The following is a 16,128-nucleotide window of genomic DNA, read 5'->3' on the forward strand; positions in this document are numbered from 1 at the left end:
AATGTGATTAATTTACAACGCCTGGAAGTCTTCAATAACTTTTTCAATCATACGGTCAGGGCTGTAAGAATAGAGGACTTCTGGTGACAACGGTGCAATCGATGACTGTAAAAACCATTCAAAATCACCCCACGAGTGATATCCAGGAACAAAAAAACGATCCCTTGAAAATACCTCTGAATCCAGCACGCTGAGATTATTTGTAATTATTTTTTTATTAAAATATAGTGCTTCGAGAACCCGAAGTGTCCAACCCGACTGGTTTTGCTGAGTAATATCCACAATGATATCTGAAGCAAGAGCATGCGCTAAATTTTCTTTATAAGATAATGGTTCGTCGATCAGAAATCCAGAGTCATCATTCGTTTCATAGTCTTTAACCACATTAAAATCTAATTGCAGATTAAAGGATGTAAGTTTGTCTGCCAATTTAATTATTTCCGGTAGCCTTTTTTTATCTCTACCTAAAAAAAAGCATACAGGTTTTTTTGTTTTCTTATTCGCCAAAACATATTTATCAATTTCTTTCAAACCAACAGGAAAAAATTGGCCAATATATTTTAATTTGTCATTAAAGTGACCGCGATTTTCAAAATCATAAATAATATCAAAAGCATGACTCCACTCCTTCAAAAAAGGAATGCTTACGGTATTCCTTAATAATAGCACCTTTCGACAATTCAAATTTTTGATAATATAAGGAGTCAGGCCTTTATTTATTACGCTATCATTAAAGACAGCAACATCCGTTGGCTTTAAATCTGCAATGCTTTTATGAATAAATTTTTTACCAAGCCAATCAGGTTGAATACCAATTTTTGTTAATTTCTTACCCCACCAGACATATCGTGATGGGACATCAATATTTGTAACCGGGTAATGTTTATGTAAATAGCTAATCATGTGAGTCTCATAATCAGCTTTCCAGTTTATAAAATATATTTTCATTTGCTGTTAACTGTGGCTCATCAATTTCATACAAATCACAACCCTTTTCTTATTGTTCTTTCTTTTATTTTTTCTGCTTTAATTTTTGCTGCACTTAATAACTTAGTTTCATCCCGTAAAATCGCGCTTAATGGCGCCTCAAAGTACACCTGCAAAAACCGCCAGATATCCCGCTGCGTCAAGCCAATATTCAGGGACGAGAAATACAAGCCGATCAGATCTTTATCGCGCCAGCGGCGAGGCACTTTGCTTCGAATTTGCGCACGATGGAGATCGATGACGGACACCTTAAGCTCGCTCTCATGCCCCGAAAAGGGCAGGTGCAGGAGAAAGTGGCAAATATAGCAGTCGCGGTGATTGATACCGGCCGCGTGCATTTTACGAACCATCGTTGCGACGCGGTGAATAAGCATTCGCTTAATCTTTACGTCAGGCGGGTTTGACGCCCATTCCGCGCAGTAATCTTCCAGGCTGATAGTGGGCGTTAGATCTTCGGTAATAATAAACGAAGTTTTGGTCAGCGGATTTAAACCTTTCTCACCAAAACCCACTCCGTGCATAGTATCCACCCCCACATCCCGGAGACGATGGATGGCGTTCCACTCTCTGTCGGCCCCTAAAACCGGCATGCGTAGCGAAAGTAAATTTTTGACGATCTCTTTGAGCGAAGTGCCCCGATGCCATTTAAGGAAATAGCTTTTCTCCGCCAGTTCAAATCGCAGCGTACGGCGGGTTTCCAGTTCCCTGAAAACGTCTCCCTGCAGCGTTTTAACTTCCTCAAAAGCATCTTTACCGCGCCATAACGTGGCTAACGGTTCCTTCAGTTCAACCATCCAGATCACCTGTAATGATGTCCGCCGCTCTTTCCGGCAGACTGTACAAATCTTGCGTATCCGCATAATGGCGTGCGTTTTCAGCCCATGCGTTGCGCAATGATGGCTGCGTCAGCGCTTTACGTAAAATGTCGTTTAGTGCTTCTTGTTTCCAGGGCTCAGTGATGGCAACACCACAGTTAGCGTCTTCAATATAGTGGGCAAAACCACATACCGCCGACGTGAGGACCGGCAACCCGGCGGCAATCGCCTCAAGCAAAACGATACCTGCCGCTTCCTGGTAAGCAGGGTGCAGCAGTATATCAGCGGCGGCCATCAGCTCTGCCACATCATTACGCCCGGAGAAAAAATGCACATTACCCCGTACGCCGCGTTTTTCCGCCAGCGCTTCAAATTTTCTGGGCTTGTCCTGGCCAACAACATACAGCAGCGTATTGTGGCGCAGCGCCTCCGGCAGGGAAGCCAGCGCTTCAATCGATCGATCCACGCCTTTACGCGTAAAGTCGGACCCCACCTGCAACAACAAATTTTGCTGTCCGGCGATCCCGTTCTTCTGACGATAAACCTCGCGAGCGTCCGGGATTTGCGCACTGTATTTTCTGTCCGGATAGATCCCTGGCGGGAGGATATGGAAACGTTCCGCTTCGGTTTGATAATGCTTCTGGAAATCAGCAATCTGTTTATCGGTCAGCATCATCAGTTGCGTGGGCTTACCCTGTTCGAACGTCGCCCGTTCAAACGCCGCATAGTGGCGGTAACGGGATGTCAGGCGATAGAAAAAACCTTTCTCCTGCGCAACCTTCTCGGCATAACAGACATCAGCGGCAAAATAGACATCCAGACCCGGCATTTTGTTAAAGCCGACGACCCGATCCACCGGATGCGCTCGGAGATGCGCCTGCACCCACGCGTAATACTCTGCATTACGTCCGTGGTTGGTCCGTGATTTTACCGGCACGTGAATCAGTTCGAATCCTTCGGGATATTCCCCTTCCCAGGACTGAGTGTAAACGCGAACCTGATGTCCACGCGCAGCGACGGTTTGAGCAATACGCAGGAAGTCACGTTGTAATCCGCCAAACGGAAAATACTTATACAGACAAAAAGCAACGATCATACCGACGCATCCATCCCAATAATTTGCGCATTTTGTGGCAACATTTTTTCCGTCGCCGCAATCACGTCCTCTGCAGGTATAACGGACATATATTTTTTATTTCGATCCAGTTCACGTCGCTGAGGCATTGTCTGATAATCTCCCGCCCAAAACTGAATAATATTGTCAGTCCAGGGACGCCAGAAAACGTGGTCTGTCGCGCCAAAAAGGCATATCACCGGTGTTTTAACCGCGGCGGCAATGTGTCCGGGTGCAGAATCGACGCCAATAAAGAGCACGGCATGGTCGATCAACGCGCCTAATTCAGGGAAGCGGGTTTTTCCCGCAAGGCCAGTAACCGGTTTGGTTTCACACCCCTGGGCGATTTCTTCTACGCAGGCTAAATCGTCTGCGGACGGGCCGGACGTCAGCACAACCTGATAACCACGACGTTCAAGGGCATCAATGACGCGGGAAAATTTTTCGTTATCCCAGCACTTAAATAATTGCCTTGCAGTTGGCTGAATCACCACATACTGGCGCGTCACGCCGAGTTTCGCCAGCTGCTGACGCATGTTTTCCCAGTGCTCTGGCAGATAACTCATCGTCGTTTCCGTTACCACATGCTCCAGCCCAAGCGGGCAGAGCGCAGACAATGTCCGCTCAACAACATGTTCGCCGCGGTAGGGAACGAGGTGCGTAAAACTGTTTTTCCAGAAGACGGACTGACGGTTGGCAAAGTCCTGGGATATTTTTACCCTGGCATTCAGGCACCGGACTATCAGCGCCACGATCCACTGGTCGGTAAGATTAATGACCAGGTCATACTGATTACTGCGTAAAGTCTTAATCAGCGAAAGCGCATTTTTGATTTTATCTGCCGTTCCCGCCCCCTTATTACTGATGCCATAAAGCGCATTTATCTCAGGGTTTTCAGACAAAATAGGTATCGTGTCCTGGTAAAGAAGCACATCGACTTTGGCGTCAGGATAATTTTTTTTCAGCGTACTAATAACGGGAGTGGTTAAAAGCATATCCCCGTGGAAACGCATCTTGATAACCAGAATTTTTCGAAAAGGCTTTTCCACACGCGACTCTTTTGTTGTGATTATCCGGTAATTTAAGCAGAAAAAAGCACGCTACCGCCCCAGGCTCAACAGCTACCTGATTACTGATACCGCACTGACTTTTATCCGCTAGTGTATCACTTCTTTCGCTGCGATCCGACACGAATAAACTTTAAGCAGTTAGCGATTTTTTGTTTTTTAAATCATATTGATAATTAATTTATCTGGGCTTTCTTAACGGCTTATCAAACGCACGATGCCCGCTTCAGGGCGCAAAAATCAATAAATCGCATAAAAATGCAAAAATTCTGTGTCTGACAGGCTTTATTAGCCAGACTTAAGGCTATTTAAGTCAAAAACAGGAAAAGTAATGGTAAAGCCCTGGCTAAATACATAGAATCCCCAGCACATCCATAAGTCAGCTATTTACTATGCTCGAATTGCTTTACACCGCCCTTCTTTACCTGATTCAGCCGCTGATCTGGATACGGCTGTGGGTGCGCGGACGTAAGGCCCCGGCCTACCGTAAACGCTGGGGTGAACGCTACGGCTTTTACCGCCGCCCTCTTAAGCCGGGCGGGATCATGCTTCATTCTGTCTCCGTCGGCGAAACGCTGGCGGCTATTCCTTTAGTTCGCGCGTTACGGCATCGCTATCCTGATCTGCCGATTACCGTCACCACCATGACGCCAACCGGCTCTGAGCGGGTTCAGTCCGCTTTCGGCAGCGATGTCCAGCACGTCTATCTTCCCTATGATTTACCCGATGCGCTTGGCCGCTTCCTCAATAAGGTCGACCCCAAACTGGTATTGATTATGGAAACCGAACTGTGGCCGAACCTGATCGCCGCGCTGCATAAGCGCAACATCCCGCTGGTCATCGCCAATGCGCGTCTTTCCGCCCGTTCTGCCAACGGTTACGCGAAGCTGGGGAAATTTATCCGCCGAATCCTTCGCCGTATTACGCTAATTGCGGCGCAAAATGAAGAAGATGGTCAGCGCTTTGTGACGCTGGGCGCGAAGAATAATCAGGTCACCGTAACCGGCAGCCTGAAGTTTGATATCTCCGTTACGCCGCAGCTTGCGGCAAAAGCGGTTACGCTGCGCCGTCAGTGGGCCCCCCACCGCCCGGTGTGGATCGCCACCAGCACTCATGATGGCGAAGAGAGTATTGTCATCGCCGCGCATCAGGCATTGCTCCACCAGTTCCCCAACCTGCTGCTGATCCTAGTGCCCCGTCATCCGGAGCGCTTCCCGGATGCGATTAATCTCGTTCGTGAGGCAGGTCTCAGTTACACCACACGCTCTTCTGGCGAGGTGCCCTCGGCCAGTACCCAGGTGGTGGTTGGCGATACAATGGGTGAACTCATGCTGCTTTACGGCATTGCGGATCTCGCCTTTGTCGGAGGATCGCTGGTTGAGCGAGGTGGGCATAACCCGCTGGAAGCTGCCGCGCACGCGATCCCGGTGCTGATGGGTCCTCACACCTTTAACTTTAAAGATATCTGCGCTCGTCTGGAGCAAGCCAGCGGTCTGATTACCGTCACCGACGCCACCAGCCTCGCCAAAGAAGTTTCCTCTTTACTGACCGACGCCGATTATCGTAATTTTTATGGTCGTCACGCAGTTGAAGTGCTGTATCAAAACCAGGGCGCGCTCCAGCGCTTACTACAACTGCTGGAACCTTATCTGCCACCGAAAACGCATTGAGGGCTGTTATGCAAAAACGGGCAATCTATCCGGGCACGTTTGATCCGCTGACCAACGGCCATATCGATATCATCACGCGCGCCACGCAGATGTTTGATCACGTCATTCTGGCGATTGCCGCCAGCCCCAGTAAAAAACCCCTGTTTTCGCTGGACGAGCGCGTCGCCCTCGCGCGCCAGGCTACTGCGCACTTGCCCAACGTCGAGGTGCGGGGGTTCAGTGATTTGATGGCGAATTTTGCCCGCGAACAGCAGGCGACTATCCTGATTCGCGGACTCCGCGCCGTGGCGGATTTTGAATATGAGATGCAGCTGGCGCACATGAACCGTCATCTGATGCCAGAGCTGGAAAGCGTGTTTTTAATGCCGTCGAAGGAGTGGTCTTTTATTTCTTCGTCGCTGGTTAAAGAGGTCGCGCGCCATGCGGGCGATGTCACCCACTTCCTGCCAGACAATATCCATCAAGCGTTAATGGATAAGCTTAACTAAACGGCTAATGCCGGATGTCATCCGGCCATCTCTTTACGTTTTACTTCTGACAGCGGCGACAGTAAAACGTCGCGCGCTGGGCGTGCTTCGTCGCGATAATCGGCGTACCGCATACTCTGCACGGCTCGCCCTTACGGCCATATACCTGCAGTTCCTGAGCAAAATAGCCCGGCTTGCCATCACTTTGCAGAAAATCTTTTAGCGTCGTCCCACCCTGCTCGATGGATCGCAGTAAAACAGCCTTAATCACCCGCACCAACAGTTCACAGTCCGCTTCAGACAACGACGATGCCAGGCGGTCAGGATGAATGCCTGCGGCAAACAGAGACTCACTGGCGTAAATATTCCCGACGCCCACCACCAGCTTGTTGTCCATCAACCAGGGTTTAATCGCCGTTTTCTTTTTCACGCACTTCTGATGCAAATACTCGCCGTTGAAATCGTCGCTGAGCGGTTCAGGCCCCAGATGCGCCAGCACGTTATGCCCTTCCAGCACCTTCGTCCACAGCCAGGCGCCAAAACGACGAGGATCGGTGTAGCGTAGAACTTTACCATTGCTCATCACTAAGTCGACGTGATCATGCTTTTCAGCAGGAAGTTCTTCAGGAAGGATACGCAAGCTGCCCGACATTCCCAGATGGATAATGATCCATCCGTCAGGAAGCTCCAGCAGAAGATATTTGGCACGGCGCTGAACACTGAGCACCGGCTGGTCGCTCAGACGATAGATCTCTTCAGAGACTGGCCAACGCAGACGGCCATTACGCACATGAGCATGCAGAATTTTGGCCCCGACCAGATGCGGCTCAATACCGCGGCGGCTGGTTTCGACTTCAGGTAATTCAGGCATAGCGTCTCCGGTTGTGTTTCCGCTCTCACTTATATGGGGACAGCCAGAAAACAAAAAACCCCGCCTGAGCGAGGTTTTTCGTTACAGCAAAGCGAGAATTATTTAATTTTCGCTTCTTTGTAGATCACGTGCTGACGAACAACTGGATCGAATTTTTTCAGTTCCAGTTTTTCCGGCTTAGTACGTTTGTTCTTCGTAGTGGTATAGAAGTGACCAGTACCAGCAGAAGAAACCAGCTTGATCTTCTCACGAATACCTTTAGCCATGATTTATTTCCTCTTTAAGTACTTAGTACTTTTCGCCACGGGCACGCAGTTCGGACAGAACTGTTTCGATGCCTTTCTTATCAATTACACGCATACCTTTAGCAGATACACGCAGGGTGACAAAACGCTTTTCGCTCTCAACCCAAAAACGGTGAGAGTGCAGGTTAGGCAGGAAGCGGCGTTTAGTCGCGTTCAGTGCGTGGGAACGGTTGTTACCGGTCACCGGACGCTTGCCAGTAACTTGGCAGACTCGGGACATGTCTATTCTCCAAAAATCAAATTAGCTCGAGCTTCGTATGGGGTATCGGCGCCTCGTCAGGCTTTACAGCCCGGTCATCGCATAGTTCTATTGAACTCTCGATTGCCAGGCCCAAATGCCAAACCCGAGATTCTCAAAGGTGGCGTAGTATACGCTGAGTCAGCGATGTGCTCAAGTCCCGAACAGACAAAGATCCCGATGGATCGCGCAAAGTCGGTCAAATCCAACCGCGTTCCGCAAAAGAAACGTACTCGCCGCGCCCCATAACAAGATGATCAAGCACACGGATGTCCATGAACTGGCAGCATTTTACCACACGCTCGGTGATGAGTTTATCCGCTTTGCTCGGCTCTGCACACCCCGACGGGTGATTATGGGCAAGGATCACCGCTGAAGCGTTAATTTTGATCGCCTGCCGAACAATTTCACGTGGATGCACCTCAACATGGCTCAGCGTCCCCGAGAAAAGGCGGCTATGTTTAATAACCTTGTGCTGAGCGTCAAGGAAAATCGCCATAAACACCTCACGTTCTTCGCCGGCGAACTGGCTGCGCAGAAACGCTCGCGTCATTTCCGGACTCAGTAACGGATTTTCTTCTTTAAGCCGAACGTCATAAAAGCGCCGCGCCAGCTCCGCAATTCCCTTCAACTGCGCATACTTTGCCACGCCAATCCCTGTGACCTTAACGAACTGGGCGTAGTCGGCAGTCAGCAAGCCGTACAAAGACCCAAAATGGTTGAGGATCTCTTTCGCCAACGTAAAAACATCTTTCCCCTGCGTTCCCGTACGTAAAAAGAGCGCCAGCAGCTCGGCATCCGTGAGCGTCTCAACCCCCTGCGCCAACAATTTTTCCCTCGGCCATCTGCACTCAACGGTTTCCATTTTTCTCTCCCCTCTGCCAGCGGGCATGTTGGCATAGCGCTTTTGGGGATTCGACGGTGAGTTTTCACGCCTGCGTAGCGCCTCGCAAAGTGATTCATGAGCGAGCACACGGCAGTTTAAGGATTGTGATAAAATGTCCGCCTTCTGGTGTCACCCAACAGGAAATATCATGATGAGCCTGGCCGGTAAAAAGATCGTTCTCGGCGTCAGCGGCGGCATAGCCGCCTACAAAACCCCTGAACTGGTGCGTCGCCTGCGCGAACGCGGCGCTGATGTCCGTGTGGCAATGACCGAAGCGGCAAAAGCCTTTATCACCCCACTGAGCCTACAGGCGGTTTCCGGGTATCCTGTTTCGGACAGCCTGCTTGATCCCGCAGCGGAAGCCGCAATGGGTCATATTGAGCTGGGAAAATGGGCTGATTTAGTGATTCTTGCCCCCGCCACGGCGGATCTCATCGCACGGGTTGCCGCGGGGATGGCCAACGATCTGGTTTCCACTATTTGTCTGGCGACACCGGCGCCCGTTGCCGTGTTACCGGCGATGAACCAGCAAATGTACCGCGCTGCCGCCACACAGCATAATCTGGCGGTGCTCGCCTCTCGCGGCCTGATAATCTGGGGACCGGATAGCGGTAGCCAGGCGTGCGGCGATGTCGGTCCGGGGCGGATGTTGGATCCCCTGACTATCGTTGATATGGCCGCGGCGCATTTTTTGCCTGTCAACGACCTGCAACATCTTAACATCATGATTACCGCGGGCCCGACGCGCGAGCCGCTCGATCCGGTGCGTTATATTTCCAATCACAGCTCCGGTAAGATGGGCTTTGCTATCGCCGCCGCTGCCGCTCGCCGTGGCGCAAACGTCACGCTGGTTTCCGGTCCGGTGTCATTACCCACGCCGCCTTTTGTACAGCGTGTAGACGTCATGACCGCACTGGAGATGGAAGCTGCGGTTCAGTCCGCCGTTAAGCAACAGCATATTTTTATCGGCTGTGCGGCGGTGGCAGACTATCGGGCCGCCGCCGTCGCCAGTGAAAAAATAAAAAAACAGGCCACGCAGGGAGATGAATTAACAGTAAAAATGGTCAAAAACCCTGACATTATCGCCGGGGTCGCCGCGCTGAAAGATTCTCGCCCCTTTGTCGTTGGGTTTGCCGCGGAAACAAATAATGTGGAAGAATACGCCCGGCAAAAGCGTATCCGTAAAAACCTTGATCTGATCTGCGCTAACGACGTTTCGCTTTCTAATCAAGGATTTAATAGCGACAGCAATGCGTTACACCTTTTCTGGCAGGATGGAGATAAAGTCTTACCGCTTGAGCGCAAAGCACTCCTGGGCCAATTATTACTCGACGAGATCGTGACCCGTTATGATGAAAAAAATCGACGTTAAGATTCTGGACCCGCGTGTTGGCAAGCAATTCCCGCTGCCGACCTATGCCACCTCCGGTTCTGCCGGACTTGACCTGCGAGCCTGTCTCGATGACGCCGTAGAACTGGCACCGGGCGCAACCACTCTGCTGCCAACCGGTCTGGCGATTCATATCGCCGATCCGTCTCTGGCTGCCGTTATCCTGCCGCGTTCTGGCCTGGGCCATAAGCATGGTATCGTATTGGGCAACCTGATGGGCCTGATCGATTCCGACTATCAGGGGCAGTTGATGGTTTCTGTCTGGAACCGTGGGCAGGACAGCTTCACCATTGAGCCAGGCGAACGTATTGCGCAGATGGTTTTCGTGCCGGTTGTGCAGGCTGAATTTAATCTGGTAGAAGATTTTGACGCCACCGATCGTGGTGAGGGCGGTTTCGGCCATTCCGGTCGTAAGTAAGGCATTACGCATCCCAATAACGTCATAACATCACCGCAAACGCCGGGTTTGCGGTCATAGTGTGGATGCTCGCCTGGCAAGTGCTTATTTTCAGGGGTATTTTGTAACATGGCAGAAAAACAAACTGCGAAAAGGAACCGTCGCGAAGAAATACTTCAGTCTCTGGCGCTGATGCTGGAATCCAGCGATGGAAGCCAACGCATCACCACGGCAAAACTGGCGGCTTCTGTCGGCGTGTCCGAAGCGGCGTTGTATCGCCACTTTCCCAGCAAGACTCGCATGTTCGATAGCCTGATAGAGTTTATCGAAGACAGCCTGATCACGCGTATCAACCTGATACTGAAAGATGAAAAAGACACCAGCACCCGTTTGCGCCTGATTGTGTTGCTGATTCTGGGATTCGGTGAACGTAACCCTGGGCTGACGCGTATCCTGACCGGCCATGCGCTGATGTTTGAACAGGACCGTTTGCAGGGTCGCATTAATCAACTGTTTGAGCGTATTGAGGCGCAGCTGCGTCAAGTGCTGCGCGAAAAGCGTATGCGTGAAGGCGAAGGATACGTTACGGACGAAACGCTGCTGGCAAGCCAGATACTGGCTTTCTGTGAAGGCATGCTTTCACGCTTTGTGCGTAGCGAATTCAAATACCGTCCTACGGACGATTTCGACGCCCGCTGGCCGTTGCTCGCTGCGCAGTTGCAATAACAAAAAGCCGGATGGCGGTTTCACCTTATCCGGCTTACAAAGAAATAACACAGCTCCGGTAAGCGCAACGCTACCGGGTCCGTAAATTACACACCATACGCTTCGCGATACGCCCGCACCGCCGCCAAATGACCTGCCATTTCCGGCTTCTCTTCAAGATAGGCAATCAGGTCTTGCAGGGTGATGATAGAAATCACCTGACAGCCGTAGTCGCGCTCAACCTCCTGAATGGCGGAGATTTCACCGCGACCCCGTTCCTGACGATCCAGAGAGATCAGCACGCCTGCCAGCGTCGCGCCGTTGGCCTGGATAATCTCCATCGACTCGCGTATCGCGGTACCGGCAGTGATCACATCATCGACCAGCATAACGCGCCCCTGCAGCGGGCTACCGACCAGGCTACCGCCCTCGCCGTGATCTTTCGCTTCTTTGCGGTTAAAACAGTACGGCAGATCTTTGTCATGGTGCTCAGCCAGCGCGACCGCGGTGGTTGTCGCAATCGGGATGCCTTTGTAAGCAGGACCAAAGAGCAGATCGAATTCAATTCCGGAATCCACTAACGCTTCGGCGTAAAAACGGCCTAACAGTGCCAGATCGCGCCCGGTATTAAACAGCCCGGCGTTGAAGAAATAGGGGCTTTTGCGCCCGGATTTCAGCGTAAATTCGCCAAACTTGAGTACCTGTTTGTTAAGCGCAAATTCAATAAACTGGCGCTGATATGGTTTCATGGATTCGCTCCTCTTTCACTTTCATCATTTACGAAATCTGTTTCGAAAACCGCAGACAAAAAAAAGGCGACTCACTGGTCGCCTTAAAATCAATTTGCCAACGCCGCCTTCTGCGTCGCGACAATGGATTCGATTCCCCCCCGGGCCAACGCCAACAGGGTGAGCAGTTCTTCATGGCTAAACGGCTCGCCTTCTGCCGTGCCCTGTACTTCAATGATGCGCCCGTCTTCGGTCATCACAACATTCATGTCCGTTTCTGCTGCGGAGTCTTCGACGTACTCCAGATCGCAAAGCGCTTCGCCGTTGACGATCCCGACGGATACTGCCGCCACCATGCCTTTCATTGGATTGGTTTTTAGCTTACCGCTTGCCACCAGCTTATTCAGCGCATCGGCCAGCGCAACGCAGGCACCAGTAATGGATGCCGTACGCGTACCGCCGTCGGCCTGGATCACGTCGCAGTCCAGCGTGATGGTAAATTCGCCCAGCGTTTTGAGATCCACCGCAGCGCGCAGCGCGCGGGCGATAAGACGCTGGATTTCCATCGTGCGCCCACCCTGCTTACCTTTCGCCGCTTCACGAGCGTTACGGGTATGGGTCGCGCGCGGCAGCATGCCATATTCCGCCGTGATCCAGCCCTGGCCCTGCCCTTTCAGAAAGCGCGGGACGCCTTCTTCAATCGAGGCGGTGCACAGCACTTTAGTATCGCCAAATTCGACCAGCACCGAGCCTTCAGCATGTTTTGTATAGTTACGGGTCAGGGTTACGGGACGCACCTGATTAGCGCTACGGCCTGCTGGACGCATATTGAAATCTCCGGCTTGAAACGAATGTGGCTGCGCATTATACGGACTTCCCGCTCTTATTCCTATCCTGACAAGGCCGGGATGGCTATAATCGTCCCATCTCTCCTTTAAAAACAGGAACGTCTATGATCCGCAGTATGACCGCCTACGCCCGGCGTGAAATCAAGGGTGAATGGGGTAGCGCGACCTGGGAAATGCGCTCGGTAAACCAGCGTTATCTGGAAACTTACTTTCGTCTGCCGGAGCAGTTCCGTAGCCTTGAGCCTGTTGTTCGCGAACGTATCCGTACGCGCCTGACGCGTGGGAAAATCGAATGCACGCTACGTTTTGAGCCCGACGCCAGCGCGCAGGGCGAACTCATTCTCAATGAGAAACTCGCCAAACAGCTGGTGAACGCGGCCAACTGGGTCAAAATGCAGAGCGATGAAGGGGAAATCAATCCGGTTGATATCCTTCGCTGGCCCGGCGTTATGGCAGCTCAGGAGCAGGATCTCGATGCCATTGCCGCTGAAATCCTGACCGCGCTGGACGGCGCGCTGGACGACTTCATTATTGCCCGCGAAACAGAAGGGCAAGCACTGAAAGCGCTCATCGAACAGCGTCTGGAGGGCGTCAGCGCCGAAGTGGTAAAAGTTCGCGCCCATATGCCGGAAATCCTGCAATGGCAACGTGAACGTCTGGTCGCCAAACTGGAAGACGCTCAGGTGCAGCTGGAAAATAACCGTCTGGAACAGGAGCTGGTGATGATGGCCCAGCGTATTGATGTGGCGGAAGAACTGGATCGCCTGGAAGCTCACGTCAAAGAAACCTACAACATCCTGAAGAAAAAAGAGGCGGTGGGCCGCCGTCTGGACTTCATGATGCAGGAATTCAACCGTGAATCGAATACGCTGGCGTCAAAATCTATCAATGCCGACGTCACTAACTCCGCCATCGAACTGAAAGTGTTGATCGAGCAAATGCGCGAGCAGATCCAGAATATCGAGTAAATGCCAACAAACGTCGCCCGCTGCGTTCGGGCGGCGTTACGTTTCCCTGAATATCAACTTATTTGTCTCCCAGGCATTATATTTTCTCATCATTATAACAACCTCTTTTTATCGAATACCCTATGTAAGATGGGTTGAGTGGCATAATCGCATGAGCGAAATTTATTAAAAAGCCATTGCGTTAGAAAATCTCAATCGTGATATACCGCACAAATCGCTACTCTCTACCGCGCTAAAGATGAGGGAGAGCCATGCTGTTACATATTCTGTACCTGATAGGAATCACCGCTGAGGCCATGACGGGCGCGCTGGCCGCGGGTCGTCGCCGTATGGATACTTTTGGCGTCATTATTATTGCTACCGCGACAGCCATCGGTGGCGGTTCCGTTCGCGATATTCTGCTTGGTCACTATCCTCTCGGTTGGGTGAAACATCCCGAATACGTCATCATCGTCGCCACCGCCGCTGTTCTGACCACCATTGTGGCACCGGTGATGCCTTACCTGCGCAAACTCTTTCTGGTGTTAGACGCTTTAGGGCTGGTCGTCTTTTCAATAATTGGTGCCCAGGTCGCGCTGGATATGGGGCACGGCCCCATAATTGCCGTCGTTGCTGCCGTGACAACGGGCGTTTTCGGCGGCGTATTACGCGATATGTTCTGCAAACGCATTCCGCTTGTCTTTCAGAAAGAACTGTACGCTGGCGTCTCCTTCGCCTCCGCCGTGCTTTACATTATCTTGCAGCACTATGTCTCCAGCCATGACGTTGTTGTGATCTCAACGCTAATGTTCGGTTTTGTCGCACGTTTACTGGCGCTCCGTCTTAAGCTGGGTTTGCCGGTATTTTATTATCGCCATGAGGGTCACTGAGCGCTAAAGCCATCAATACGCTGACTCCCCAGCCACTGGCTGAGCGCTTTTATTTCTGCGTGAGCGAGCCACTGGATAACCCATGCAGCACGGCGTGCGCCTGTTGCGGGAAGTTGCTGCCAGTAGTGTGCGCTGTTCGAGACCATCTGCTGCCATGAACGCGCCCCACTGGCATTTAACGCGGTCTGCGTCAGTGGTATTCCCATCGCCATTAGCCAGCGGGTAAACGGCTGTTTGCGGACGAGGTTGAACTGATGCCAAAGCTGCTCGCCTTTGGCCTGCGCTAACCCAGGCGTGTTCTTGATTTGCTCAGGCGTCAGAGCAAGCCACGAAAAGATATGCGCAAAATGATGATGTTGATGAAGCGCTCGCCAACCCGACTCACCTATCCCCTCTATCCCTAACGCGCCACGCGAGCCAATCCAGACCAACCGGGAGAGAAACTGCTCCTGGCATTCAGCGGTGGCATAGAAACAGGTCAACGAGTTATAGCGATTTTCCGGTGGCACGGGTTTTGTCCGATCGCTAACGCGCCAGACCACCTTATCAATGCGCGGGATCCCTTGTCCGGCAAGGCTGACGAGAATATGATCGCCCGGCGCGATATCCCACTCTTGCCAGCGTCTGATCGAACCGAGATTCACCCGCTGCACCCGTTTATCATCCAGCATGACGGGAGCGAGCATCGCCACCACTGCAACTTTTCCGCTCTTACCGACCGTGAAATGGATCGCCGTGACTTCCGCCACCTGGGCCACTGGCGGATATTTCCAGGCCGCCAGCCAGTTTCCCTGCCCCGGCAACCAGTCGCGTGATGCTGGCTCGTCGCCAGTCCGGACAACGACACCATCGGTCACAAAAGGCAAGCCTGACGTCCACCACCGCGTGCGGGCACGCTCAACGTCTTCAGCGCTTTTCACTAACAGAGTATATTTTTCCGTCAACGTAAAGCCCGCAGCGCTCAGTTGCCTGAGTTTTACAGCCATGCGATCAGGTCCGTCGGGCCAGGCCCAGATGAAAACGCCCAGCGAACGTAATGCGCTGGCGTTATCCTTGCGCATCAACAGGCCAGCCACCTTTGAACGTGCATTCATGCCCCCCATTTTTTTCTGTATATGCCCCTCACGGGGCAAAAAGATTTCACCCTGCAGAACGCTGTTTGCCAGCGCCCCCGTAACGGTCTGGGGAATGGCTGATATTCGCTGCGCTTTTGCGGTCCAGTCTTCGCCTTTCAGGCCATCGCCACGGCTGATCGCCTGGGTTAACGCGCCCTCCCGATACACCAGGGTAATCGCTACGCCATCCACTTTTGGTTGCACCCACAGATCGCCGCGTTCACGCATCCATTGTCGCACCGCGCGCTTATCCGTCAGCTTTTTAACGCCGGTATGGGCAACCGGATGGGAGGCAGCGCCGCCAATAGCGGGCGGCAAGTCGCCGGGCAATACGTCTTCGCCAACGCAGCGCTGCCACTGAGCCAGTCGGGCACGCATCTGATCGTAAACGCCGTCCTCTACGTTGCTTTTCCCGTCCTTCCAGTAGGCGTCGTCCCAACGTGAAATCTGTTGTTGTAAACGGGATAACTCGTCCTGAGCTCTGGCCGCCGACCACGTCGGGCATAACCCCCAGACCTGCGAACACCACAGCAGCCCTACTATGATCGCTATCCCTCTTTTCATTACCGCCTCCCGTGTCTGTTGGCGAGCAGGTATAGCGCGTCACACAGGTAAAGCCGAGCGGCAATATATTCTTTTGCGCACGGGCTTCCAGACATTCGCAGTTGTTGTAGAGAATGTCGGTTAA

At 52.1% G+C, this 16,128-nt stretch carries 18 protein-coding genes; 7 read left to right on the plus strand and 11 right to left on the minus strand.

The window, feature by feature from the left end; all coding sequences use genetic code 11:
* Positions 1 to 12 precede the first annotated feature (12 nt).
* The 4 genes from CSE01S_RS08870 to rfaQ are packed head-to-tail and all read right to left on the minus strand — an operon-like array spanning position 13 to position 3,965.
* Positions 13 to 948 carry a WaaS/CpsH family glycosyltransferase gene (locus CSE01S_RS08870; protein ID WP_042287030.1) on the minus strand — a complete coding sequence of 312 codons (936 nt, stop codon included), beginning with the start codon at positions 946 to 948 and terminating at the stop codon, positions 13 to 15.
* Between the two features lie 35 nt (positions 949 to 983).
* Positions 984 to 1,781 carry a lipopolysaccharide core heptose(I) kinase RfaP gene (gene rfaP, locus CSE01S_RS08875; protein ID WP_042287032.1) on the minus strand — a complete coding sequence of 266 codons (798 nt, stop codon included), beginning with the start codon at positions 1,779 to 1,781 and terminating at the stop codon, positions 984 to 986.
* Positions 1,774 to 2,898 carry a glycosyltransferase family 4 protein gene (locus tag CSE01S_RS08880; protein ID WP_042287037.1) on the minus strand — a complete coding sequence of 375 codons (1,125 nt, stop codon included), beginning with the start codon at positions 2,896 to 2,898 and terminating at the stop codon, positions 1,774 to 1,776. The genes rfaP and CSE01S_RS08880 overlap by 8 nt, the downstream gene beginning before the upstream one ends.
* A complete protein-coding gene (rfaQ, locus tag CSE01S_RS08885) occupies positions 2,895 to 3,965 on the minus strand; it encodes a lipopolysaccharide core heptosyltransferase RfaQ (RefSeq protein WP_072014975.1) in 1,071 nt (356 codons plus the stop codon). The genes CSE01S_RS08880 and rfaQ overlap by 4 nt, the downstream gene beginning before the upstream one ends.
* 410 nt (positions 3,966 to 4,375) lie before the next feature.
* On the opposite strand from rfaQ, the gene waaA reads away from it, so the two are divergent.
* Together waaA and coaD are read left to right on the plus strand one after the other, a co-directional pair.
* Complete coding sequence (waaA, locus tag CSE01S_RS08890) at positions 4,376 to 5,653, plus strand: lipid IV(A) 3-deoxy-D-manno-octulosonic acid transferase (protein WP_042287039.1); 1,278 nt, start codon at positions 4,376 to 4,378, stop codon at positions 5,651 to 5,653.
* An 8-nt stretch (positions 5,654 to 5,661) separates the two neighbouring features.
* The gene (coaD, locus tag CSE01S_RS08895) at positions 5,662 to 6,141 is read left to right on the plus strand and encodes a pantetheine-phosphate adenylyltransferase (protein ID WP_042287041.1); all 480 of its coding nucleotides are present in this window, start codon (positions 5,662 to 5,664) and stop codon (positions 6,139 to 6,141) included.
* Positions 6,142 to 6,181: 40 nt separating this feature from the next.
* Here the strand turns inward: coaD and mutM are convergent, their stop codons facing one another.
* The 4 genes from mutM to radC form a co-directional block, all read right to left on the minus strand.
* Entirely contained in the window at positions 6,182 to 6,991 is an 810-nt protein-coding gene (mutM, locus tag CSE01S_RS08900; RefSeq protein WP_042287044.1) for a bifunctional DNA-formamidopyrimidine glycosylase/DNA-(apurinic or apyrimidinic site) lyase, read from the minus strand.
* 98 nt (positions 6,992 to 7,089) lie between these two features.
* A complete protein-coding gene (gene rpmG / locus CSE01S_RS08905) occupies positions 7,090 to 7,257 on the minus strand; it encodes a 50S ribosomal protein L33 (protein WP_001051798.1) in 168 nt (55 codons plus the stop codon).
* A gap of 22 nt (positions 7,258 to 7,279) precedes the next feature.
* Positions 7,280 to 7,516: a 50S ribosomal protein L28 gene (gene rpmB, locus CSE01S_RS08910; RefSeq protein ID WP_003024071.1), complete on the minus strand. Its 237-nt coding sequence runs from the start codon at positions 7,514 to 7,516 to the stop codon at positions 7,280 to 7,282.
* Positions 7,517 to 7,733: 217 nt separating this feature from the next.
* Positions 7,734 to 8,399: a RadC family protein gene (gene radC, locus CSE01S_RS08915; protein ID WP_042287048.1), complete on the minus strand. Its 666-nt coding sequence runs from the start codon at positions 8,397 to 8,399 to the stop codon at positions 7,734 to 7,736.
* Between the two features lie 172 nt (positions 8,400 to 8,571).
* On the opposite strand from radC, the gene coaBC reads away from it, so the two are divergent.
* The 3 genes from coaBC to slmA all read left to right on the plus strand — a co-directional run bounded on the left by coaBC (position 8,572) and on the right by slmA (position 10,933).
* Entirely contained in the window at positions 8,572 to 9,792 is a 1,221-nt protein-coding gene (gene coaBC, locus CSE01S_RS08920; RefSeq protein WP_167333854.1) for a bifunctional phosphopantothenoylcysteine decarboxylase/phosphopantothenate--cysteine ligase CoaBC, read from the plus strand.
* Complete coding sequence (dut, locus tag CSE01S_RS08925; RefSeq protein WP_042287053.1) at positions 9,770 to 10,228, plus strand: dUTP diphosphatase; 459 nt, start codon at positions 9,770 to 9,772, stop codon at positions 10,226 to 10,228. Before coaBC ends, dut begins: the two co-directional genes overlap by 23 nt.
* Positions 10,229 to 10,336: 108 nt before the next feature.
* Positions 10,337 to 10,933 carry a nucleoid occlusion factor SlmA gene (slmA, locus tag CSE01S_RS08930; protein WP_042287055.1) on the plus strand — a complete coding sequence of 199 codons (597 nt, stop codon included), beginning with the start codon at positions 10,337 to 10,339 and terminating at the stop codon, positions 10,931 to 10,933.
* Between the two features lie 86 nt (positions 10,934 to 11,019).
* Here slmA and pyrE read toward each other — a convergent pair whose 3' ends face one another.
* Entirely contained in the window at positions 11,020 to 11,661 is a 642-nt protein-coding gene (pyrE, locus tag CSE01S_RS08935) for an orotate phosphoribosyltransferase (protein WP_042287057.1), read from the minus strand.
* A gap of 89 nt (positions 11,662 to 11,750) precedes the next feature.
* The gene (gene rph / locus CSE01S_RS08940; protein ID WP_042287059.1) at positions 11,751 to 12,467 is read right to left on the minus strand and encodes a ribonuclease PH; all 717 of its coding nucleotides are present in this window, start codon (positions 12,465 to 12,467) and stop codon (positions 11,751 to 11,753) included.
* Between the two features lie 125 nt (positions 12,468 to 12,592).
* Here rph and CSE01S_RS08945 point away from each other — a divergent pair, with 125 nt between their 5' ends.
* Entirely contained in the window at positions 12,593 to 13,456 is an 864-nt protein-coding gene (locus CSE01S_RS08945; RefSeq protein ID WP_042287061.1) for a YicC/YloC family endoribonuclease, read from the plus strand.
* Between the two features lie 251 nt (positions 13,457 to 13,707).
* Complete coding sequence (locus tag CSE01S_RS08950; protein ID WP_042287064.1) at positions 13,708 to 14,325, plus strand: trimeric intracellular cation channel family protein; 618 nt, start codon at positions 13,708 to 13,710, stop codon at positions 14,323 to 14,325.
* Here the strand turns inward: CSE01S_RS08950 and ligB are convergent.
* Positions 14,319 to 16,004 carry an NAD-dependent DNA ligase LigB gene (gene ligB, locus CSE01S_RS08955; protein WP_042287066.1) on the minus strand — a complete coding sequence of 562 codons (1,686 nt, stop codon included), beginning with the start codon at positions 16,002 to 16,004 and terminating at the stop codon, positions 14,319 to 14,321. The two genes, CSE01S_RS08950 and ligB, sit on opposite strands and share 7 nt — an antisense overlap.
* Between the last annotated feature and the right edge of the window lie 124 nt (positions 16,005 to 16,128).

Source organism: Citrobacter sedlakii NBRC 105722, from assembly GCF_000759835.1.
Taxonomy (GTDB): domain Bacteria; phylum Pseudomonadota; class Gammaproteobacteria; order Enterobacterales; family Enterobacteriaceae; genus Citrobacter_A; species Citrobacter_A sedlakii.

Bases quoted from the DNA above. Each gene is read 5' to 3' on its own strand.
- CSE01S_RS08870 (WP_042287030.1), bottom strand. From the start codon at position 948: ATGAAAATATATTTTATAAACTGGAAAGCTGATTATGAGACTCACATG.
- rfaP (WP_042287032.1), bottom strand. From the start codon at position 1,781: ATGGTTGAACTGAAGGAACCGTTAGCCACGTTATGGCGCGGTAAAGAT.
- CSE01S_RS08880 (WP_042287037.1), bottom strand. From the start codon at position 2,898: ATGATCGTTGCTTTTTGTCTGTATAAGTATTTTCCGTTTGGCGGATTA.
- waaA (WP_042287039.1), top strand. From the start codon at position 4,376: ATGCTCGAATTGCTTTACACCGCCCTTCTTTACCTGATTCAGCCGCTG.
- coaD (WP_042287041.1), top strand. From the start codon at position 5,662: ATGCAAAAACGGGCAATCTATCCGGGCACGTTTGATCCGCTGACCAAC.
- mutM (WP_042287044.1), bottom strand. From the start codon at position 6,991: ATGCCTGAATTACCTGAAGTCGAAACCAGCCGCCGCGGTATTGAGCCG.
- rpmG (WP_001051798.1), bottom strand. From the start codon at position 7,257: ATGGCTAAAGGTATTCGTGAGAAGATCAAGCTGGTTTCTTCTGCTGGT.
- rpmB (WP_003024071.1), bottom strand. From the start codon at position 7,516: ATGTCCCGAGTCTGCCAAGTTACTGGCAAGCGTCCGGTGACCGGTAAC.
- radC (WP_042287048.1), bottom strand. From the start codon at position 8,399: ATGGAAACCGTTGAGTGCAGATGGCCGAGGGAAAAATTGTTGGCGCAG.
- coaBC (WP_167333854.1), top strand. From the start codon at position 8,572: ATGAGCCTGGCCGGTAAAAAGATCGTTCTCGGCGTCAGCGGCGGCATA.
- dut (WP_042287053.1), top strand. From the start codon at position 9,770: ATGATGAAAAAAATCGACGTTAAGATTCTGGACCCGCGTGTTGGCAAG.
- slmA (WP_042287055.1), top strand. From the start codon at position 10,337: ATGGCAGAAAAACAAACTGCGAAAAGGAACCGTCGCGAAGAAATACTT.
- pyrE (WP_042287057.1), bottom strand. From the start codon at position 11,661: ATGAAACCATATCAGCGCCAGTTTATTGAATTTGCGCTTAACAAACAG.
- rph (WP_042287059.1), bottom strand. From the start codon at position 12,467: ATGCGTCCAGCAGGCCGTAGCGCTAATCAGGTGCGTCCCGTAACCCTG.
- CSE01S_RS08945 (WP_042287061.1), top strand. From the start codon at position 12,593: ATGATCCGCAGTATGACCGCCTACGCCCGGCGTGAAATCAAGGGTGAA.
- CSE01S_RS08950 (WP_042287064.1), top strand. From the start codon at position 13,708: ATGCTGTTACATATTCTGTACCTGATAGGAATCACCGCTGAGGCCATG.
- ligB (WP_042287066.1), bottom strand. From the start codon at position 16,004: ATGAAAAGAGGGATAGCGATCATAGTAGGGCTGCTGTGGTGTTCGCAG.